A 22,826-nucleotide genomic window follows, 5' to 3' on the forward strand; every position below is an offset into this window, starting at 1 on the left:
AAAACCACCTTCATCTTTCTACAGCCATTTTATCATAATAGTATACCTTACAATCATTTTATATCCCGATCGGCAAAAAAATGCCCTATATACATGGGTTATAGGACATTTTATAAAACTTATTCAATTACAGTATAGTTTCCATGAGTCATTTCTATAATAAACTCTGGCTTTTCTGGCTTTCCTTCTTTCAAACGTGCCTTATGACCTGCAATATGCTCCGGGCTCTTTTCCCAGTTTTTCCATGCCTCTTCAGATTCCCAACGAATAATCATTACAACTTCTTCGGCACCTCGTCGAACCTTTTTCACTAGCAGTTCACGACTGATAAAACCTGGTTGCTGCTCTACTAAGGATGGACCTTGATCTGGTTTTTTACTAAAACGCTCAACGACCTTATCTGAGTTTCCTTCAGTAACAACCCATTTACGAATTTGTACAAACATTATCTTATCCCCCTATTAGAAAAGGCTGCCCTAAGGAAGGACAGCCTTATTTTCATTATTGTAATGCCGCTTTTACTTCTTCTACTTTTGCAAGCTCAGAAGATAAACCGCCACCCGCTAGGTACCAAAGAGCACCGTTTAAGTAGACAATTTTTCCATCTTTCGCTGCGTTTGTTTTGTTAATAATATCATTTTCAATTGCATCGTGGATATTTGATTCTTCACCCGTAGCAGCTAAGCGGTCAATTACGAATAAAATATCTGGGTTGATTTCTAAAATTTGTTCATAGCTTAGTTGTGCACCATGATTAGAATCTTCTAAATCATTAGTTGCAGCCTCGAAACCATATACATTGTGAACGAAACCATAACGAGATTTTTCGCCTGGACCATATGCAGCCATTGTTTCATTATAAAGTGTTACTAATGCTTTTTTACCTGAAGCTTCAGCAGCCGTCTTTACTTCTTCAACCGCTTTATCGAATTCAGCTAATTTTGCAGCAGCTTCGTCTTGTTTACCGAATAATTCTGCAGCGATGTTGACAGAAGCTTTAAATGAGTTGATATAATCTGCGCTGTTCGTACCAACGAATACAGTTGGAGCGATTTCATTTAATTGCTCGTAAGCATCGGCTTGACGACCAGAGATGAAAATAACATCTGGTTGCATTGCAGCGATATCTTCAAATAATGGCTCTTTTAAGCCACCAGCATTTAAGTATTTATCATCCGCATATTTTTTTAAGTTTTCTGGGAAGTTCCCTTTAGCTACCGCTGTCACTTCAACACCTAAAGTGTCTAAAGTATCAAGGAAGCCATAATCAAATACAACGATTTTTTCTGGAGCTTTTTCAAAAGTTTGATCCTCATAGCCCTCAACAGTTGATTTAATTGTAATTGGGTATGCACCCGTTTGTTGTTCTGTATCTTTACCAGTGTTTGATTCTTTATCTCCAGATTCCTCTTTAGAATCTCCGCATGCAGCTAGTACAAATACTAGCATCGCTAAAATAACAGTAAGTAATTTCCAGTTTTTCATCTGTCATACTCTCCTATTCCATTTTTATTAGTCAGAGGGTGTTAGCTATCACACCTCCAAATGATTATCATTATCAATTGACAATTCTCATTATAGCACGTTGATTCTCATCGTCAATACTATTTCTAAATTTTCCATGAATATTTTTAAACCCGTTTCAACATCATTCAAAACATTGATTTATCAATCAAAAACAAAAAAATAGGCACATTAAATATTATATAAAAAACAATATTTTAATATGTGCCTATTAAATTTTCTCATTTATCTTAATGAGAATTGAAGTATACACAAATTCGACAACCATCCTGCTCTTGAACAGGAATATCCATATCATAGATTTGTTTTAGCGCATCTGAATTAATGATCTCTTGCGTAGGACCGTCTTTTACAACACGGCCATTTTTCAGCGCCACAATTCGATCTGAATACACAGAGGCAAAGTTAATATCGTGAAGAACAATAACAACTGTTTTACCTAGCTCATCGACAAGCTTACGTAAAATCTTCATAATTTGCACAGAGTGTTTCATATCTAGGTTATTTAATGGTTCATCTAATAACACGTAGTCTGTATCTTGGGCAATAACCATCGCAATGAAGGCACGCTGACGCTGACCGCCAGAAAGCTCATCTAAAAACTTGTCTTCCATGTCGATTAAATTCATATATTCTAAGGCTTGGTTCACAAACTTCTGATCTTCCTCTGTTAAGCGACCCTTCGAATAAGGGAAACGTCCAAATGACACAAGTTCACGAACAGTAAGACGTACATTCATAAAGTTCGATTGCTTTAATATTGATACACGCTTTGCGAATTCATCTGATTTCCAACCTCGTACATCGTTTTTATCTAATAATACTTCCCCTGTATCTGCATTTAATAAGCGACTTACCATCGACAGTAATGTTGACTTACCAGCGCCATTGGGACCAATAAAGGATGTAATTTTTCCAGGTTCAATCGTTACATTGACATCTTCGACAACTGCTTTTTTTCCAAAATATTTACTTAAGCTTTTTACTTGAATCATCCTGTCGCCCTACTCTCTTTCAGTAATAAGTAAATAAAGTACACCCCACCGATGAAATTAATAATTACACTTAATGTTGTACTAAATTCAAATAGGTGTTCTACAACCCATTGACCACCGACTAATGCGACAATACTGATTAGACTCGCACCGGCAATCAACGTGGAATGCTTATACGTTGCAAAGAACTGATACGAAAGATTCGCTACGATTAGTCCAAAGAATAAAATTGGACCGACTAACGCTGTTGATGTTGCAATTAATACCGCTGATAAAATAAGTACATTCATCACTATTCGGTCGTAATTAACACCTAAGTTTATCGCATTATCACGACCTAGAGACATGACATCTAACTTATTCATAATTGAATAACCATAAATAAAGGCTAAGATTAAAATTGCTGCTGCAACCCAAACTAGATCTCCATTTACGTTGTTAAAACTAGCAAACATTTTATTTTGTAAACTTAAATATTCATTTGGATCAATAACAACTTGCATAAATGTCGTAACACTTCCGAGCAATGTCCCTAAAATCATCCCTACTAGAAGTAAGAAATAAATCGGGTGCTTATCAGCTCTAAATAAGAAGCGATATAATAAAAGTGCAAAAATAACCATCACTATAATTGAAATAGTAAAGTTAAAATATTTATTAATTACAAGAATCGAGCTTGATCCTAGGAAGAAATAAATAACTGTTTGCATAACCATATACATCGAGTCTAGTCCCATAACGGAAGGTGTTAAAATTCGGTTATGGGTGATTGTTTGGAATACAACTGTAGAGTAAGCAATTGCTACCCCTGTCACTATCATTGCTAACACACGAATCATACGGCGTGGGAAGGCATAATCAAAGCTTCCTTTAATGTCATACAATGCATAGAGCGCAATACATACAATACTTAAAATTATTAATATAGTAAATTTAATTCCATTATTTCGCATATGCTCTCCCCCTAAATAACATAATTAAGAAGAGCACGCCACCGATTACGCCAACTGTTAAATTAATTGGAATCTCATATGGATAAATAATAAGACGCCCGACAATATCACACGCTAAAAGGAATAGTGCACCTAATACTGCTGTATGTGGTAGTGTCTTAGCTAAATTGTCTCCTTTATAAATCGATACAAGGTTCGGTACGATTAACCCTAAAAATGGAATAACGCCGACTGTTAAAATAACGATTGTCGAAATCAATGCGACAAGAATTAACCCTAAGTTCATAACATACTTGTATTTTACCCCTAAGTTTTTGGCAAAGTCTTCGCCCATACCAGCTACTGTAAAGCGATTCGCATAAATATATGTCACAATCAACACTGGAATGCTTGCATAGAGTAATTCATAATTGCCTTTTAAAATAAGTGTAAAGCTCCCCATCATAAAGGCCGATACATTTTGTAAAATATCCGCTTTATAGGCAAAGAATGTCGTCATCGAGGAAATAATATTCCCGAACATAATGCCAACAAGGGGGATAAATATTGCATCTTTAAACTTAATCTTGCTTAATAGATACATAAACAGCAATGTACCTAGCAAAGCAAAGGTAAAACTAAAAATAAGCTTATGTGTGTATGTGCCTGCTGTAAAAATCATTGCAATGAGTACACCAAATTTCGCAGCATCTAATGTACCTGCTGTTGTTGGTGACACGAATTTATTTCGGCTGAGCGATTGCATAATTAATCCAGCAATACTCATACCAACTCCTGCCAAGATGATTGCAACCAATCGTGGCAAACGACTAATTAAAAAAACTTCTGTTTCCTCTGAATTAAAATCAAGTAGATCTAGTGGCGTGATATCTTTCGCACCAAGGAACAACGAAATACCCGATAAAATTACAGTGGCAACGATTAAATACCAAAGTCTCATGCTATTCTCCATGTTTTGTTAGATTTAACGTATTTAAAATGAAAATGATTATCATTGATTACGCTTCTCATTATAAATCATGCCGAAATTGAAAACAACTCGTAATTGATATTGATAATCAATTAAAAGGATTATTGTTGTTGCTTGTTCACATTTTCGAGAAAATAAAGTATATAATGTACAAGGAAAACGCTTTGAATTTAGGATTTTTTTTGACACAGCTTAGAATAGATTAGATTGTTTATTATAAATATGTTGTACATTTTCAACTAACACCACTGTTACTTTTAAGCAAAAAAAATCACCACGAGCATTGCCCCGTGATGATTTCTTTATTTTATTATATTGATATGCTTCGCCATACTCTCTATTAATTCGCGATTTACCTTGTAGCCTATGCCAGCAATTGTCGGGACGGTAATAGTACCCGTATCCACCATCACTTCTGGTGTAATAATGTCTTCATGCCAATAGCGACTAGAAGCTGCTGTATCACCCGGCATAACAAAATTAGATAAGCTTGTAAGTGCAATATTATGCGCTCGACCTATACCTGCCTCTAGCATCCCACCACACCACACAGGGATATTTTTTTCAGCACAATAATCATGGATTTTTTTCGCTTCTGTTATGCCACCAACTCGACCAATCTTAATGTTAATAACACTGCAGCTCCCGAGTTCAATCGCCCTTCTTGCATCTTCTAATGAAGTAATACTCTCATCTAAACAGATAGGTGTCCTCAATTGCTTTTGTAAGATTGCATGGTCAACAATATCATCATGTGCTAGTGGCTGCTCAATCATCATTAAATGAAATGCATCTAATTGTTTTAATAGCTCTACATCATCTAAAGTATAGGCTGAATTAGCATCTGCCATCAGTGGGATGTCTCCAAAACGATCCCGTATCGCGCTAATGACCTCAACATCCCATCCAGGCTTTATTTTTACTTTAATACGCTTATAGCCCTCTTCTAAATAGCCTGCTATCACATGAAGTAACTTCTCGATTGATGGCTGAATCCCGATGCTAATTCCCACATCGATTCTTTGTTGTGTTCCACCTATTGCTTGCGCTAAAGATTGGTGTGTGTGCCTTGCATATATATCCCAAACAGCACCCTCAATCGCTGACTTTGCCATGTTATTTCGACGAATGGCTGAGAAAAGCTTGCTTACCTCATCCGGATGCTGCAACTCCTTATGCAAAATTATCGGGATTAAAAAATCCTTTAACATATGCATCGTAGTTTTTACTGTCTCCTCTGTATACCAGGGAGCATCAAAGGCAACCCCTTCACCCCAGCCAACGAGCCCAGATTCATCCTTTGCTCTAACAACAATTATTGTTTTGTCCTGTAACGTGCCAAAGCTCGTTTCAAACGGCTGCTTCATGCGCATTTCCAACGTATAAAGTGAAACTTCAGTAATTTTCATTTTTTCTCCTCTTTATAGAGCAAATAAAGAGCGCTTAACGAATAAGTATTGACTTATATGCTCATTCTCTTGCTTTAAATAAACAACGATAAAGCCCTGTTCAAACATTGCTTGAAAAATAGCTCTCGTTTTGTATCGCCAATCTTCAGCTAATGATGGACTTTCGATTTTTATTTTTTGAAAGTTAGACGGAATTGGTAGCATATACGCATCATTTAAATAAGTTATTTTCCCATTAAAATTATTATCCTTATCCAAGATTGGCAATCCTACAATACTTAAATTCCATGGTACAAGTGGTCCAGCACCTTCTAGTAATTCATTGATTTTAATATCCCATCTTAAAAAATCCTCATCATTCAAATTCCATTCCACCAATAATCTGTCTGACGGTAATAGACAATTAAATGGATCCGCTAAATTGCCATAGCAATTAGGGATATACTTTTGTGAGTAAACACGAAGCTTAGAGAAGTTTAAATAACCATTTCGTGCTTCTAATGGATCAAACGTCCATTTGCATTTTTCATAACCCAAATCAGAAGCTAGCTCCTTTTGTCGAAGCTTTAACAGCTCCCCTACCCCAAGCTCTCGGAATTCTCTCTTTATGCCTAGCATATGTGAGTATAAATAAACTTCACCTTCAACAAATGCAGGATGACTATAATTAAAACCGATTAACTCTTTTTCTAAATAAGCACCCATAATAAGCCCGCCATGATTAATGAACGAAATGATTTGATGAGGGGGTACACTTTCGGACGCCCAAATTTCCCGTTCAAGCTGACGCGCCTCTTCTATTTCCTCAATTGTTTCTAATCTTTTCACCACTATTGATTCTAGCATATTCATTTACCTCCTTTGTTTTCGCGTTTTGTAAACCACTGAGTACAGCTCTTGTGAGTATTTCAATCCCTGTTAAGAGCCTCTCCTCATTAAATGTCATATGGGGATGATGTAGTCCGGGTGTTACCCCACAACCAAGTCCCAGCATTGCCGTTTTAACACTTGGACGCTTAACAGCATAATAATGAAAATCCTCTCCACCCGGTGTATGAATAGCCTGGGCTAAACAAGCTTCTCCTACAGAATCGACAATTGCATCCTTCATAATACACATAGCCTCATTATCCACTTCAGCCCCTACGATATTGACACTTTCTTTTAATTCAATATGCACTTTATATAAAGAGGCAATTTGTCCGATTCGTTCCTTAATTTGCTCGCATAGTTTATACATCACATCATTTCGTTGGGCTCGAATATCAATAGAAAATAGCGCTTTTCCAGGAATAATATTTGATGCATCACCGCCTGCTTGAAATTTCGTTAACTTGTATGAGGCAGGGATTAAAGGGTCGTGGTGAATAGATGCTAGCATTTGCACGATAGCCCAACCAACCTCGATTGCATTTTGACCTAAGTGAGGTCTTGCCGCATGAGCATCCTCCCCTATAATCTCTCCTTCAAATGCCATTGCTGCACCATGAAAAATTGCAGGGCTATAATTCCCGTCTGCAATTTCCTGAATAGGCCGCACATGGACACCGAATAAATAAGTGAGTGGATCAATAACTCCTTGCTCGAGCACCTTTAATGCTCCCGCGCCCTTTTCTTCCGCTGGCTGAAAAATCACACGGATTGTCCCCTCAAACGCGGGTATATGTTTGAGTAGCAGTAGCACTCCAATCGCCATCGTCATATGGCCATCATGACCACATGAATGATTCGCCTTCATTTGACCGTCCACTTCCTGCCATAGTGCATCCATATCAGCACGGAGCCCCACTACTGGTGTCCCTTCTCCTACATCTACATAAAGCCCTGTGCAATCCTTGAATAGGATTGGTTTAAATCCTTCTAGTTGTAATAGTTTATATATGTACTTTGTTGTTTCATATTCATGCCAGCTTATTTCTGGATGGTTATGTAAATAGTGAAAAATAGATTGAATTTGTAGTTCTAACCCCTGCAATGCCTGCTTCATCGCTTATCCCCCACTTTTTAATTCCATTATATAACATCTGCAAGCGTTATAAAAATTAGTTTTTTAAAAACCCCGATATATCCATTTCTATATACAAAAAACCAGAGAAATGAAATTCGTTTCATTTACTCTGGCTTTAAATTATTTTACACCGCGCATTGCTTTCGAAATGATTGGCGTACCTAATAATAAAATGATCCCGATTGCGACCGCCAAACCACCTAATACACCGAAGTAAGTTGTTTCGCTTACTACAGCATATACACGTACAAGTTGCGCGTTAATTGCTTGTGCAGCTGCATTAGTTAAGAACCATAGAGACATTGTCTGTGCTGCGAATGCTGCGGGAGCTAATTTTGTTGTCGCTGATAAACCAACCGGAGAAATTAACAGCTCTCCAATTACAACAAGTAGGAAGGATAGGACTAACCACCAAGGACTTACTAATGTTTTGCCTCCTGATAATACTGCGGGGATGATCATAACAAAGAATGACGCCCCGGCAAAGAATAATGAGTAGGCAAATTTCTTAGGTGTTGAAGGTCCTTTATCTCCCCATCTTACCCAAAGCCACGCAAATAGTGGTGCTAACATAATGATAAATAATGGGTTTAATGATTGGAACCATGCTGGAGAAATATCATATTTCCCTATCGATAAATCTGTTCGTGTATCTGCATATGTTGCTAAGATTGTTGCTCCTTGCTCCTGGATTGCCCAAAACATCACTGCCGCTATAAATAGAGGCACATATGCAAGTAAGCGAGATTTTTCATCCACAGTCGTTTTAGGACTACGGTACATAAAAATAAAGAAAGCTATCGGTAGTAAAATACCTAGTGCTGTAATTAATAAACTAAACGTCGTAACTGTTAAGTTACCCGTTGCGTAAGCAATCCCTGCTACAACGGCAATGACTACTGCACCAACAGAAAAATTGCGTACAGCTTTTTTCTTTTCTTCAGCATTCATTGGATTTGTTGGAGCAGCACCTGCTAAGCCTAAATTTTTCTTCGCTGTTACCCAGAATACAACAAGACCAATAAACATCCCTACCGCTGCGATAGCAAAACCGACATGGAAGTTTGTTGCATCTGACACGGCACCTACGATTAATGGCGCTAGGAATGCCCCCATATTAATACCCATAACAAAAATACTGAAACCTGCATCACGACGCGTATCATTTGCCTCATACATATCACCAACAACGGCAGATACGTTCGGCTTTAATAATCCTGTCCCGATGATAATAAAGAACATCGATACAAACAGCATCGTCACGCCACCAGGGAATGATAAGACAATATGACCAATCATTATCATAATACCGCCGTAAAACACGGCCTTCTGTGTCCCCCATAAGCGGTCTGCAAGCCAACCACCAATAATTCCTGACATATACACTAACGATCCGTAAATCGCCATAATCGAGTTTGCTGTTACACGATCTAATCCAAGCCCACCTTCATGCAATTCGTAATACATGAAGAAGATAAGAATGGCACGCATTCCGTAATATGAGAAACGTTCCCAAAATTCCGTGAAAAATAATGTGAACAATCCTTTAGGATGACCAAAAAAACCTTTTTGCGGCACGGATTTAACTATTTCCTCTTTACTGTACATAAAATACCCGCTTCCGTTTCTGTTGAAATTTTTATTATTTCCGACAATTCAAATTACAATCCTGCAATCGTCAGATAACTTTACTTCACTACATTAAAGCAAAGAAAAATATTTTTCAAGCATTTAGGAAAATGTTAGAAATTTAAGGTTATTATCTATATTAGGTATTTTCTGAATAGAATTTTAATTATTTTAGACATCTATAATTATATAGAGATAACTTTTATCAGAATCTGCGCAATCAAAAATTACTATTCCCAGAACGGAAGATGTCAATACTACATAGCAATAAATTAAAAAGGTGTCCCGATTTTAAACATCGGGACACCTTTTTATTTCACAACATATTGTTCAAATTTTTTAAAATCTGCCTCTTTTAATTCTAGTGACAATAATGTGCCATGTTCTTCATAGCTTGTAGAATTTATCGTAGCTTGTTCGTTTAAATACGATACAGCACCGCCATCACTATACGGGATAAGCATGTCACACTGTACATAATTAGAAAAGATTTGTTTACGAATCATCCCCATCAATTCATCTAGACCGACATCCTGTTTTGCTGAAATCCACACATTATCTCCGCTAATCAGTGGGTATGCCACCTGGGCTAAATCCGATTTATTATAAACATAAATCGTAGGAATATCCTCTACACCTACTGCCTTTAACGTGTCGTTCGTTACATTCATCATAAAGCTATATTCTTCATTGGAAACGTCCACTACATGAAGGAGTAAATCTGCATCCCTAGCCTCTTCTAATGTAGAACGGAATGCTTTGACTAAGTGGTGAGGTAGCTTACTTACAAATCCTACTGTATCAGTTAATAAAAACGATTTATTGTCTGGTAGCTCGATATTCCGGACAGACGTTTCAAGGGTAGCAAATAACATGTCCTTCTCAAACACTTGCTTTGAATCCTCTTGCCCCATCTTTGCTAACAGCCTATTCATAATTGTAGACTTACCAGCATTCGTATAGCCTACAATCGAAACAACAGGCACAGCATTTTTACGACGCTGCTTCCGTTGTGTTTCTCGCTGCTCTTTTACACCCTCTAAATCACGGCGAAGCTTAGCAATTTGGTCTTCAATTTTACGACGGTCTAGCTCTAGCTTCGTTTCCCCAGCACCACGGTTCTTAAAGCCGCCACCTGTGCCTCCACCTTGTCTAGAAAGTGATGCATGCAATCCAACAAGTCTTGGAAGCATATATTGTAGCTGTGCAAGCTGTACCTGCATTTGTGCTTCACGCGTTTTAGCCCGGCGACTAAAGATATCTAAAATGAGCATTGTCCGATCTATTACTTTACATTCTAGATCACGCTCTAAATTTCGTATTTGAGATGGTGATAATTCGTCATTGAAAATAACGATGTTTGCATCCGTTTCTTCAAAAAACGCCTTTACTTCTTCTATTTTTCCTGTGCCAATATAATGGGAAGGTGTAACTCGCTCTAGTTTTTGAGTAACAGTACCAACAACCTCTACATCGAGTGCTTGAGCTAAATTAGCCAGCTCCTCCATTGAATACTCAAAATGATCATCATTTTGTAAATTAACACCGACTAATATTCCTTTTTCAACTAACGTTTCAATCTCTTTTAAAGTGTTCACTGATTTCCTCCTAAGGTTTATGAGGTTTGTGTCACAATCGTACCATAAGTTAAGCTCGTGGCAAACTTTCACCACGAGCTCTCGTTTACGAATCTTTATTTAACAGCTTTAATGTTTCGTTAAACTCTGCTTCAATTTCTGTATTTCGTTTATATGTTAATAGACTCACAACAATCGCCACCACTAAACACGCTAAAAAGCCAGGTACAATTTCATAGAGCGTCTTTGTTAATACATCTATTTTGCCCCAAATAAAGGCCACTGCAGCACCTGATATCATCCCTGCAAGAGCACCGATATTCGTTAGTTTACGCCAATATAGAGATAAAAGTATAATTGGACCAAACGCAGCACCAAAGCCAGCCCAGGCAAAGCCAACTAAATCTAAAATATTGCTATCTGGATTCCACGCTAATGCTGCAGCTACAATCGAAATTCCAAAAACCGATATCCGGCCGATCAACACATAATGCTTATCATCAGCCGACTTATTAAAGATGGCCTTATAAATGTCCTCTACTAATGCAGACGATGTCACAATTAGTTGTGATGAAATCGTACTCATGATAGCCGCTAATATGGCTGCAAGCATAATTCCAGCTACAAATGGATGGAATAATATTTGCCCCATCACGATAAAAATCGTTTCTGCATCCGATATATTTCCCAGTGTAGAAGCGTTTTGTTGGAAATATGCAACTCCGACTAATGCCGTAGCAATAGCGCCTAATAAACTAAGCGCCATCCAGCCAATGCCTATTCGACGAGCCTGCTTTGTTTCTGCTACTGTTTTAATCGCCATAAAACGAACAATAATATGAGGCTGACCGAAATAACCTAACCCCCAGGCAACGGATGAGATAACACCAGCTACAGTTGCAGTTGAAGCAAATAATGACAGATGTTCAGGGTTTACAGCCTTAATCGATTCAATTGTTTCTCCAAGACCACCTGTAAAGAATATCCCGACTAATGGCACCATAATTAACGCTAAAAACATAATAAGTCCTTGTAAGAAATCCGTATAGCTTACCGCTAAAAATCCACCAAACAATGTGTAGGCAACTACAACACCTGATACAACTAGTAAACCTGTATGATAATCATAACCAAATGAACTATCAAAAAACTTTCCTCCAGCTACCATTCCCGACGATACGTAAAATGTAAAGAATAATAAAATGATAATACCAGAAGCAATTCGAATCGCCTTCGTTTTATCACGTAAACGGTTATCCAAATAGCTCGGAATGGTGATGGAATCACTTGCTACTTGTGTGTATACACGTAAACGTGGAGCAACATATAACCAGTTTAAATACGCTCCAATTGTTAAACCAATCGCAATCCAAGCACTAACTAAACCATTAAGATAAATCGCGCCAGGTAAGCCCATTAATAGCCATCCCGACATATCAGCAGCCCCTGCACTAAGGGCTGTAACAGCAGGACCTAACCCTCGACCACCTAACATATAATCATTTAAACTAGAAGTTTTTACAAACGCGTACCAGCCGATACCTGCCATTGCCAGCATATAAATAATAATGGCCAGTAACTGATAGGCATGATCTGACATGAATATCACCCCCCTTTACGAATTTATCCATTTCCCCTAGACATTCACTAGCTTTCACGTATTTCTACGCTTATTACTTCATATTCATTATCAAATGATTTTATACCCGCTAACTTTGAGAAACACACAGAACAAACTACTTATGTTACACTATTCTTACTAAGAATAAAGAGGTTGAGAAGATGGATTTTGAACAAATGAAGGAGCAGTTTTTAGCTCTGCTTTCTAATAAATCATTGGCGCTAGCAACGATTAGTCAGCCACGTCAAAAATCAAATGAATTAAAACGAGTAAAATTAAAGCCCATCGAATTAAAGGGCGTTTATATGATTCAACTCGAGTACCAATATGAAAGAATTTTAAAGCATGAAAACATACCATTACATGCGTTTAACGAGCATTGGGATAAACTGCTTGAGCAATTCCGACAAATTCATGCTGCGTTTGCAGATCAAACGATACACATTCAATTATCGAAAAAAAACAAAGTACTATGGAAGTCAGACCAACAATCTACTGCTAAGGAAATAAACCTATCGCATAACCGTAAGAAGCAATATTTACTAGATGCTGACACGCCGTATCCATTTCTAATTCGCCTTGGAGTCCAAACCGAGGATGGAAAAGTAAAAAAGCAAAAGTATGATAAATTCAAACAAATTAATCGTTTCGTGGAATTTATTGATGATTCATTAGTATACTTACCAAAGGACCGCCAAATTCGCATTCTAGATTTTGGTTCTGGAAAATCCTATTTAACCTTTGCTCTATATCATTATTTAAAGATTGAAAAAGGGTACAACATCCGTGTGACAGGACTAGATTTAAAGAAGGAAGTCATCGAGGATTGTAATCGTATTGCTAAGGATTTGTCCTATGACGACTTAGAGTTTTTAGTTGGTGATATTAACGATTACAATGAAGAATCGCATGTTGATATGGTCGTTACTCTTCATGCCTGCGATGTGGCAACAGATATGGCTCTGGCACGTGCTGTAAAATGGGGGGCACAAGTTATTCTTAGCGTTCCTTGCTGCCAGCATGAGCTTAATCGTCAGTTAAACTCACCTGCACTCGATGTTATGATTCAGCATGGCTTAATTCGGGAACGATTTGCATCGCTTGCAACGGATGCTATTCGTGCAGAGTTATTATCATTAGTAGGGTATGATACCCAGCTATTGGAATTTATCGATATGGAAAACACACCAAAAAACATTTTAATACGGGCCTACTACACAGGAAAAAAGGCGACAAAAGAGCAGCGTACAAACTACGATGATTTCGTTTCATTTTTACACGCTACTCCATTTTTACAAAAAGAATTAAGCACCTTATTAGCAGATTAAGTTATAGCTATTTCAAACGATCTACCATTGTTTGAAATAGCTTTTTTATCGGGTATGTACCTGCTTAAAAAAATCCTATACACTTTTATCTAATCCATCAAAATTTATTGTCGAACCCTAAATATAATCAATGTTACAGAATTGTAAAGTTTTCTAAACGAAAGTTAAAACTATATTGATTTTTTAAAGATTTTGTTATGATGATTTAGGTTAAATTTTAAAAACAATCTTTTATATACATGTAGGAGGCATTCCATGTTCAGTTCAAGAAAACAAGATCCATTCTTTTCAGCGCTGCATAAAATCGCTGTTAATATGCAAGAGGCCGTTCATTACACAAATGACTATCGTATTGAAACCGTTGCTGACTTAAAAAAAATCAGTATTCGTATGAAAGAATACGAAACGTCTGGTGATAAATTAATCCACGAGCTAATTGTCATGTTAAATAAATCTTTCATGACACCAATCGAGCGTGAAGATATTTTATCTTTAGCGATTCGTATGGATGACATTTTAGATGGAACTGAAGGCTGTATTGCCCACTTTGAAATGTTCTCATTAATAGAGATTGATCAGTCTATGCGTGATTTCCTAGGGTATATTACAAAATCAGCAGATGAAATTGTAAAAGCGATGGATCTTTTAAATAAAAAGGATTTAGTTGGTATGCGTCAGCACGCTATCCTTATTAAAGATTACGAGCGCGAGTGTGATGAAGTATTACGTTCGTCCATTAAACAACTATTCTTAAACGAAAAGGATCCAATTCGTTTAATTAAGTTCAAAGATATTTACGAGCAACTAGAAGAAATTGCTGACCATTGTCAAAATGTAGCAAACACAATCGAAACTATCATTATGCGTAACGCGTAATAGCGGGAGATTTTATAATGGATACTATATTAATTATTACAATCTTAGTCGTTATTTTTGCTTTAGCATTTGACTTTATTAACGGCTTCCATGATACGGCAAATGCGATTGCCACTTCCGTATCCACGCGTGCATTACCACCACGTGTTGCAGTTATAATGGCTGCCATTATGAACTTTATCGGTGCATTAACTTTCGTAGGGGTAGCTAAAGCAATCGCTAGTGATATTGTAGACCCCTTCTCCTTAAATACATTTGCTGGAGATGTAACAGGATCAGTCGTTATTTTAGCCGCACTTTCCTCTGCGATTACTTGGAACTTACTAACTTGGTACTATGGTATTCCTTCAAGTTCATCACATACGTTAATCGGCTCTATCGCTGGTGCTGCTATTGCAGCTGCTGGTTTTGGCATTTTAAACTATACTGGCTTCTTAAAAATCTTACAGGCATTACTTTTTTCACCATTCATCGCCCTATTTGTCGGGTTCTGCATGATGTCATTATTTAAAGTATTGTTTAAAAATACAAACCTTTATAAAACAAATAAAGGGTTCCGTACAATGCAAATCGGAACAGCAGCTCTACAAGCATTCACACACGGTACGAATGATGCACAAAAAGCAATGGGGATTATTACGATGGCTCTAATTGCCGCTGGATGGCAAACTGGCGACGATGTACAGGACTGGGTTCGTGTAGCTTGTGCACTTGCAATGGGTCTAGGAACTTCTGTTGGTGGCTATAAAATCATTAAAACAGTCGGCGGGAAAATTATGAAAATTCGTCCTGTTAACGGTGCTGCAGCCGACCTTTCTTCTGCTACAGTCATTTTCGGTGCCACAATGATACATTTACCTGTATCAACAACACATGTCATTTCTTCTGCAATTATGGGTGTCGGTGCTGCACAACGTGTTAAAGGTGTACGTTGGGGCGTAGCACGCAAAATGGTCTTAACATGGATTATTACCATTCCTATTTCAGCTGTAATGGCTGGGTGTTTCTACTTCCTTTATAGTTTATTCTTTTAATCGATAGCGAATCCGGATTACATCATGTAATCCGGATTTTTAAATGGGTAAAATTATCAATTTGTTTTATACTAAAACGAGAGACTGAGAAAGGCGGTACATAACATGCATACTTTTGCAAAGCTTGTTACTAAATTTGCAAAACCGATAATAGCAATTTGGCTAATATTTTTCTTAATCATGGCCTATTTCGCTTTTGAGCTTCCTTCAAAATTGCAGGGCGACGGTTTTTTTGTAGAGGACGATCATATACGAGTGACAGAGGAGCTATCTGAAACATTCGGTTTGCCAGCAAAAACAATTTTTGTCCTCTTTGAAAATAAAACTGATGAAGAGATCGATACACTTTTACAAGATTTTCAACAGGTTGAGGAGATTGCTTCTATCACATCTCCTATTGGTGTCGAAGCATTAAACAAGGACGGGATTTCCTATGCAACACTGAACTTTGATAATACAATCGAGGACTATTTTCCAATAATCGATGAGCTCCGTGAAATTATTGGGGAAAAGAACGGAATCGCACTTACTGGCGAACCTGTAATATCAAAGGATATTAATGTAGCAAGTCAAAAGGACTTAATGAAAGCGGAAGCAATTGGCGTACCGATTGCAATCATTGTACTATTACTAGCATTCGGTACGATTGTGTCTGCATTGTTACCCGTATTGATAGGTGGAATAACAGTTGTTGCTGCATTTGGTTTTTTAACATTACTAAGCGACACGTTCAATTTGTCTATATTTGTATTAAATATCGTTCCGATGCTCGGCTTAGCGCTTAGTATTGACTTTGCACTCTTATTCATTAATCGTTATCGAGAAGAACGAGGACATACAACTGTTGAAGAGGCTGTTCAAATAGCAATCCGAACAGCTGGACGTTCCATAATTTTCTCCGCGCTTTGTGTCATGATTGGACTAGGCGCAATGGTCGTTATTAAAGTAGAAATTTTCCAAAACATTGCATTAGGTGGCGCAATCGTTGTATTCTTAGCGATTATTTCTGGCTTAACACTACTCCCGGCATCGATATTGCTTCTAGGGGATCGATTAAATAAATGGCGAATCCTTCGCGTAAAGCCTACTGCGGGGCGCTGGCAGAAGTTTGCTGCATTCGTTATGCGCCGTCCGATGCTTATTATCCTATCAGCATGTATTTTATTAGGCATAGCAATGATTCCCATTAAGGATATTAAACTAACAATCCCTACTGTGGATTCATTACCAACCTCTTACGAAGCACGTCAAGCATACGAAACATTATCTGATGAATTTGATTTAGGAAAAGAGGCGACTGTGTTTTTACTTGCCCAACGAGAAGGCGGGTGGAATGATACTGAGGGATTAACCGATATACTTTCTATACAGGAAGAGCTTCTAGCAGATAAGAGAGTTACAAACGTTACCTCTATGTTCACAGCGGCTGATATCGATTCCGTTGAAACATGGGAAATGGCGAATGCGAATCCACAGGCCCCTGGTATGCTCGATGAAGTGATGAACACTTTCGTGCAGGAGGAGCAAATGTATATGGCTATTTCGATTGATGCTAAAGGGTCCTCTACAAAAGCTCAAGATTTCGTTCGAGAATGGAAAGATAAGGAGTTAGGTGTTTCCTTTGCTTTAGCGGGGCAGCCGAAATTTAATCAGGAAATATTCGACGAAATCGCGGATAAAATCGCCTTAGCGCTAATCATTATAATCACTACAACCTTTATTATTTTAATGATTGCATTCCGCTCGATCTTAATTCCGTTAAAGGCCATTATTATGAATATCATCGGACTTGGCTCGACGTTCGGCATTCTCGTCTATATATTCCAATACGGTCATTTAGGAATGGAGGCGGGATCAATTGCATTAATTATTCCGGTTATTGTATTTTGTCTTGTATTCGGATTAAGTATGGATTATGAGGTATTTTTAATTTCTCGTATTCAAGAAGAGTATGATAAAGGATCAACTAATACGAAGGCAACAATAGACGGTCTCGTTTCAACAAGTAAGATTATTACATCAGCTGCTCTCATTATGATTGTGATTACTGGCGCCTTTGCATTTACAGATGTAATGCCTGTTAAGCAGATTGGTGTCGGCATTGCTATTGCCGTAGCAATTGATGCAACTATAATTCGCTTAATGCTCGTACCTAGCTTGATGAAATTATTTGGCGACTGGAACTGGTGGCTACCATTCATTAAACGAAAAACACAATAATATAAGAAAAGCGGAAGCGCCCGGTTAGCCCCGACAAGCGCTGGAATTCCCGAATCGAAAGCATCTTTCCGCTTTCGACCGAGGGGGTGAAGCGACATCGAGGGGCTGGGCGCTGGAGCTAGACACATTAGAAAAGCGGAAGCGCCCGGTTAGCCCCGAATCGAAAGCTTCGAACAAAAAAAAAAAAAAAAAACGAGCGCCTTTATATACGGCGCTCGCATTTTTATGAATGAAATTTTCTTATTTAATATTGGCTTTATACCATGCTTTTGCAGCTTGGACTTCTGACATCGTTAGTTGATGTCCATTATTAAACCAAGCCGTCTCCACTGTTGCTCCAGCCTCTTGTAAAAGTTTTTCTAGCTCCTCCGACTCTTGTGGTGAACACATAAAGTCATTTGTACCCGCACCGATCCAAACATGAACATTGGCAAGAGAAGGCAGTGTTACGTCACGGTCCGGAACCATTGGGTGATGTAGGATTGCTCCAAGCAATGCATTTTTGTGACGGAACAATAAATTCCCGGCGATGTTCGCGCCATTAGAATATCCAATGGCAATAACCTTTGAAGGATTGAAGTCATACTGCCATGCAGCCTCTTGTACAAATTGATAAAGTTCATCCGTCCGGAAGCGTAAATCTTCCATATCAAATACCCCTTCTGCAACACGGCGGAAAAAGCGAGGCATCCCATTTTCTAGTACTTGCCCACGCACACTCAATATATTGGCACCAGCATCGATTTCCTTTGCCAAACCTATTAAATCTTGTTCTGTACCACCTGTTCCATGAAGAAGTAATAATGTATATCCATTACGTCCTTGTTGATAAATATGTTGCATGAAATCACGCCTCTCAAATTATCTTGAATTCGAGATAATTATATTCGGGCTAGCCCCTTCCGTCAACGAAAGTGCACTTGATTCGTCCATATTCCGGTTATATTTTTTGGGATCATATGTTGCATAAAAAATTTGAATTACAACTACAACAAAAATAGCCGCTACAATTATTGAACCAATTACGATCATCGCTACCTTCTTACCATTCGCTTTGTCTCTTTCCATCCCTACCCCTGCCTTTACTTTGCCAATTTAAAACCTTCCTCTAATAAGTACTCTGCAGCTGCGTCTCGTGTACCAAATGCTTCCTCTAAATTATCATTGTGATATACGTTCCAGCTACGATTTTCATACACTAATTCTAGCTCTGTCCCCATTTTATTGACCCAAGCCTCAATGATTGGCTCATCATTAAAATCCTCAGATAAATAAGCAATAGATGCTGTAATTATTGCGCGTAATGCTTCCTCACTATAGTCACGAATATTTACGAGCCCTTTGTCATTAGCTTCTTTTTCATATGATAATAAATCTCCGACGAAAACAAAGCCGTTTCCATTCGGATGTAGCTTTTCCACAACAACTGTTTTCTCGTAAAGACTTCCCTCAAAATGATAATTCACGCGCTTTAACGAAATTTCCTTTTTTGTTAGCTCCGTAAACCCTTCAATAATTGCCTGCTTTTGTTCAAATGTTAGCATAGTTCGCTCCTTAAAATTACTTGTACTAAGGTAGTATAGCATATTTAAAAACCGCTTTGCTTTTATGCAAAAAGAAGCATGCTATACCATGCTCCTCTTTTCCTTACACATTTTTTGTTGCTGTTTCTTTTATTTTTTTTCGTTCCTCATATACATTGACAACAATAACTTTTACTACTGCATATGTAGGGATTGCAATTAGTATGCCAATAAAACCAGCTATATTTCCTGCAGCTAGCACAATTGTGATAACCGTTAATGGGTGAATATCTAAAGATTTGCCCATAATGTTTGGTGTAATTAAATTACTTTCCACCTGTTGAGCAACTAATGTAATGGCAAGTACCCATATCACTAATACTGGATCCTGTATAAGAGCTACTAAAACTGCTGGTAGGAGAGATAGCCAAGGACCAATAAATGGTATCATATTCATAAAAAATGCGAACAGAGCAAGCAGCAATGAATATTCCAAGCCAATAAATAAATATCCGATTAACATCATCACAGCTAAAATAAAACTAATTAATACTTGTCCTTGCACATAACTACGTAACACAGTATCAATTTCTTCCAATGTATTTTTCACCCAGGATCGGCGCTCACCAGTAAAGATTCGATAGACATTCGGTGCAAACTTCTCGTGATCCTTTAACATAAAAATAAAGAAAAATGGAACTAAAATGAGGATAAATGTTGCCGATACAGCCCCACTTACTACACTGACGATCCGTTTACTACTTGTTATAGCAATATCTTGAATAGAATTGGAAATAGAATCGACAAACTTCTCTACTTGCGGCGGAAGATTCTCACTATTATCAAAAACAAAGTCACCTAATTCCTGAATATTTTCCGCGATAGACGGCGCATTCTTCACTAAATTATTTACTTGTGTAGCAATTGGATTACCTATCATTAGTAACATTCCTGTTATAAGTCCTGCTAGCAATACAAGAATTGACGATATACTTGCCCATCTAGGTAAGCCTCTTTTTTCTAAAAATCGTTGAATAGGCTCAGCTACATAATAAAGTACGCCCCCAAGTAATAACGGAACAAATATCGTTTTTATTAAAATAATAAGCGGACTGAAAATAAATTTAATTTCAATAAAATATTTTATAATTAACAGCGCGATTAAAATACCGACTCCTGTTTGAAACCATAATTTTTTCGTCATCACTTCACATCCTTTCCCTATACTATATTTCCCTATATTTTATTATTATAAGTCTATTTACAAAATTATATAGCAAAAGGTGCTAATAAAAATTAGAAAAACACATCTGGCACCTATATTTAAGGGCGAGATGTGTCTTATTTTTATAAGTTATACATTTGCTAGACTAGAACAAGAACTATCATTTAAAGTTTTGTATCGTCAATTGAATTTAAATAGCTTTCAATAGTACCAATTACCGATTCAACGCAGCCTTCCTCGAATGGCGAAATTAGACCCGCTTCCCGTACAAGACCTGTAAATGCTTGTGAACCGCCTAAGCTACATAAATGTACATAATCCTTCCATGCCCCTTCGAAGTCTTCGCGTGAGCGTTTCCAAAATTGGAATGCACAAATTTGCGCTAAAGTGTAGTCAATATAATAGAATGGGCTCGCATAAATATGTGTTTGACGTTGCCAGAAGCCACCTGATTCTAAGTAGGCGTGACCATCATAATCTCGGTGAGGAAGATATTTTGCCTCGATCTCTTTCCATGCTTGACGACGCTCTGCAGGTGTCATTTCCGGATTTTCATAAACAACATGCTGGAATTCATCAACGGCTACACCATATGGCAAGAAAATTAGCCCACCACTTAAATGATCGAATTTATATTTTTCTGTTTGATCTTTAAAGAATAGCTCCATCCATGGCCATGTGAAAAACTCCATACTCATCGAATGAATTTCACACGATTCATATGTTGGCCATAAATATTCTGGGATACCGATATTTCGACTTGCATACACTTGATAGGCATGACCTGCCTCATGCGTTAAAACATCAATATCGCCCGATGTTCCGTTAAAGTTTGAGAAAATATACGGCGAATCATAGTTTTCAATAAACGTACAATAACCGCCTGCTTCCTTTCCTTTTTTCGCTACTAAATCCATTAAATCATGGTCTAGCATATAGTTAAAGAATTCGCCCGTTTCTGGTGATAATTCCTCATACATCTTTTTACCGTTTGCTACAATCCAGTCAGCATCGCCTTGAGGTTTCGCATTCCCCGTTAAAAAGCTCAAACCTTCATCACAAAATTTAAAGTCATCTACACCGATTCGCTTTGCTTGGCGTTCATACAATTTGGATACTAGCGGTACGATAAAGGTACGCACTTGCTCTCGGAAATTTGCAACCATTTCTGCATTATAGTCAATGCGGTCCATATGAACATACCCTAGCTCTGCATAATTTTTATAGCCAAGTGTCGTCGCAATTTGATGACGAATTTTTACCAACTCATCGAAAATAGAGTCGAATTTTTCGATATTTTCTCTATAAAAGTTGGCAGAGGTTTCACGTGCAGCTTTACGTACAGAACGGTCCGTCGACTCCCCGTATGGTCCAAGCTGTGCTAGCGTTAATGTTTTACCATCAAACTCGATTTGTGCAGAGGCAACTAGTTTTGTATACTCCGAAACAAGCTTATTTTCCTGCTGCATAAGCCCAATGACTTCTGGAGAGAACCCTTTAATTTGATTTTCCGCTAATGCAAAAAGCTGGGTACCCCATTTTCCCTCTAGCTGTTCACGGAATGGAGAAGAGATTAGAGCTTGATAATATTCTGTAACGATTTCTTCTACTTCGGGAGAAGCATCATCTAAATAGTCACGCTCAGCTTGATAAAAAGAATCATTTGTATCGATTGAAGCACGAATATATACTAGGTTTGCCTGTGTTGAAAAGTCATTACGAAACGTATTAATTTTCTCGATGATTTCACTTTGCACTCCTACAGATGTAGCTCCCTTAAACAGTGCAATAAGCTCTCTTACTTTCTGTTTCATTTCTTCAACATTAGGACGCTTATATTCATAATCTTTAAAGGTTAACATGTGAATCCCTCCACTTTAATTCGAAATCCGAAATTTACACTTCCATTATTCACTATATTCTATCATTTTGCA

Annotated in this window: 20 protein-coding genes; 4 read left to right on the forward strand and 16 right to left on the reverse strand. The window is 37.7% G+C overall.

Features of this window, described 5'->3' with window-relative positions:
* Positions 1-119 precede the first annotated feature (119 nt).
* From V4T18_RS03025 to putP, 11 genes are all read right to left on the reverse strand, one after another.
* Entirely contained in the window at positions 120-446 is a 327-nt protein-coding gene (locus V4T18_RS03025; RefSeq protein ID WP_332646431.1) for an antibiotic biosynthesis monooxygenase family protein, read from the reverse strand.
* Between the two features lie 55 nt (positions 447-501).
* Positions 502-1,485, reverse strand: a complete 984-nt coding sequence (locus V4T18_RS03030) for a siderophore ABC transporter substrate-binding protein (RefSeq protein WP_332646435.1) — start codon at positions 1,483-1,485, stop codon at positions 502-504.
* A 269-nt stretch (positions 1,486-1,754) separates the two neighbouring features.
* Complete coding sequence (locus V4T18_RS03035) at positions 1,755-2,519, reverse strand: iron ABC transporter ATP-binding protein (RefSeq protein ID WP_332646437.1); 765 nt, start codon at positions 2,517-2,519, stop codon at positions 1,755-1,757.
* Positions 2,516-3,472 carry an iron chelate uptake ABC transporter family permease subunit gene (locus V4T18_RS03040; RefSeq protein ID WP_332646440.1) on the reverse strand — a complete coding sequence of 319 codons (957 nt, stop codon included), beginning with the start codon at positions 3,470-3,472 and terminating at the stop codon, positions 2,516-2,518. The genes V4T18_RS03035 and V4T18_RS03040 overlap by 4 nt, the downstream gene beginning before the upstream one ends.
* The gene (locus V4T18_RS03045) at positions 3,462-4,412 is read right to left on the reverse strand and encodes an ABC transporter permease (RefSeq protein WP_332646443.1); all 951 of its coding nucleotides are present in this window, start codon (positions 4,410-4,412) and stop codon (positions 3,462-3,464) included. Before V4T18_RS03045 ends, V4T18_RS03040 begins: the two co-directional genes overlap by 11 nt.
* 332 nt (positions 4,413-4,744) lie before the next feature.
* Positions 4,745-5,851 (reverse strand): o-succinylbenzoate synthase, encoded by a 1,107-nt coding sequence (menC, locus tag V4T18_RS03050; RefSeq protein ID WP_332646445.1) that lies wholly within the window; start codon positions 5,849-5,851, stop codon positions 4,745-4,747.
* Positions 5,852-5,863: 12 nt separating this feature from the next.
* Positions 5,864-6,697 (reverse strand): GNAT family N-acetyltransferase, encoded by an 834-nt coding sequence (locus tag V4T18_RS03055; protein ID WP_332646447.1) that lies wholly within the window; start codon positions 6,695-6,697, stop codon positions 5,864-5,866.
* The gene (locus V4T18_RS03060) at positions 6,657-7,838 is read right to left on the reverse strand and encodes a M20 peptidase aminoacylase family protein (RefSeq protein ID WP_332646449.1); all 1,182 of its coding nucleotides are present in this window, start codon (positions 7,836-7,838) and stop codon (positions 6,657-6,659) included. The genes V4T18_RS03055 and V4T18_RS03060 overlap by 41 nt, the downstream gene beginning before the upstream one ends.
* Before the next feature lie 141 nt (positions 7,839-7,979).
* Complete coding sequence (locus V4T18_RS03065) at positions 7,980-9,467, reverse strand: peptide MFS transporter (RefSeq protein WP_332646452.1); 1,488 nt, start codon at positions 9,465-9,467, stop codon at positions 7,980-7,982.
* 332 nt (positions 9,468-9,799) lie between these two features.
* On the reverse strand, positions 9,800-11,086 hold the full coding sequence (gene hflX / locus V4T18_RS03070) for a GTPase HflX (RefSeq protein ID WP_332646455.1): 1,287 nt from the start codon (positions 11,084-11,086) through the stop codon (positions 9,800-9,802).
* Between the two features lie 85 nt (positions 11,087-11,171).
* Positions 11,172-12,665: a sodium/proline symporter PutP gene (gene putP, locus V4T18_RS03075; protein WP_332646457.1), complete on the reverse strand. Its 1,494-nt coding sequence runs from the start codon at positions 12,663-12,665 to the stop codon at positions 11,172-11,174.
* 182 nt (positions 12,666-12,847) lie between these two features.
* Between putP and V4T18_RS03080 the strand changes: the two genes are divergently transcribed.
* From V4T18_RS03080 to V4T18_RS03095, 4 genes are all read left to right on the forward strand, one after another.
* The gene (locus tag V4T18_RS03080; protein ID WP_332646460.1) at positions 12,848-14,014 is read left to right on the forward strand and encodes a class I SAM-dependent methyltransferase; all 1,167 of its coding nucleotides are present in this window, start codon (positions 12,848-12,850) and stop codon (positions 14,012-14,014) included.
* A gap of 255 nt (positions 14,015-14,269) precedes the next feature.
* Positions 14,270-14,890, forward strand: coding sequence for a DUF47 domain-containing protein (locus tag V4T18_RS03085; protein ID WP_332646463.1), 621 nt, complete (start codon positions 14,270-14,272; stop codon positions 14,888-14,890).
* A gap of 17 nt (positions 14,891-14,907) precedes the next feature.
* Positions 14,908-15,924, forward strand: a complete 1,017-nt coding sequence (locus V4T18_RS03090; RefSeq protein WP_332646464.1) for an inorganic phosphate transporter — start codon at positions 14,908-14,910, stop codon at positions 15,922-15,924.
* 105 nt (positions 15,925-16,029) lie between these two features.
* Positions 16,030-18,144 (forward strand): MMPL family transporter, encoded by a 2,115-nt coding sequence (locus V4T18_RS03095; protein ID WP_332646467.1) that lies wholly within the window; start codon positions 16,030-16,032, stop codon positions 18,142-18,144.
* Between the two features lie 240 nt (positions 18,145-18,384).
* Here V4T18_RS03095 and V4T18_RS03100 read toward each other — a convergent pair whose 3' ends face one another.
* The 5 genes from V4T18_RS03100 to V4T18_RS03120 all read right to left on the reverse strand — a co-directional run bounded on the left by V4T18_RS03100 (position 18,385) and on the right by V4T18_RS03120 (position 22,754).
* Entirely contained in the window at positions 18,385-18,987 is a 603-nt protein-coding gene (locus V4T18_RS03100) for an alpha/beta hydrolase (protein WP_332646468.1), read from the reverse strand.
* An 18-nt stretch (positions 18,988-19,005) separates the two neighbouring features.
* The gene (locus V4T18_RS03105; protein WP_332646471.1) at positions 19,006-19,212 is read right to left on the reverse strand and encodes a hypothetical protein; all 207 of its coding nucleotides are present in this window, start codon (positions 19,210-19,212) and stop codon (positions 19,006-19,008) included.
* A gap of 14 nt (positions 19,213-19,226) precedes the next feature.
* Complete coding sequence (locus V4T18_RS03110) at positions 19,227-19,688, reverse strand: hypothetical protein (protein ID WP_332646474.1); 462 nt, start codon at positions 19,686-19,688, stop codon at positions 19,227-19,229.
* Positions 19,689-19,791: 103 nt separating this feature from the next.
* Positions 19,792-20,871, reverse strand: a complete 1,080-nt coding sequence (locus tag V4T18_RS03115) for an AI-2E family transporter (protein ID WP_332646476.1) — start codon at positions 20,869-20,871, stop codon at positions 19,792-19,794.
* A gap of 185 nt (positions 20,872-21,056) precedes the next feature.
* Positions 21,057-22,754, reverse strand: a complete 1,698-nt coding sequence (locus tag V4T18_RS03120; protein WP_332646479.1) for a M3 family oligoendopeptidase — start codon at positions 22,752-22,754, stop codon at positions 21,057-21,059.
* Positions 22,755-22,826 lie beyond the last annotated feature (72 nt).

It is taken from the genome of Lysinibacillus sp. 54212, from assembly GCF_036662795.1.
Lineage (GTDB): Bacteria > Bacillota > Bacilli > Bacillales_A > Planococcaceae > Lysinibacillus_B.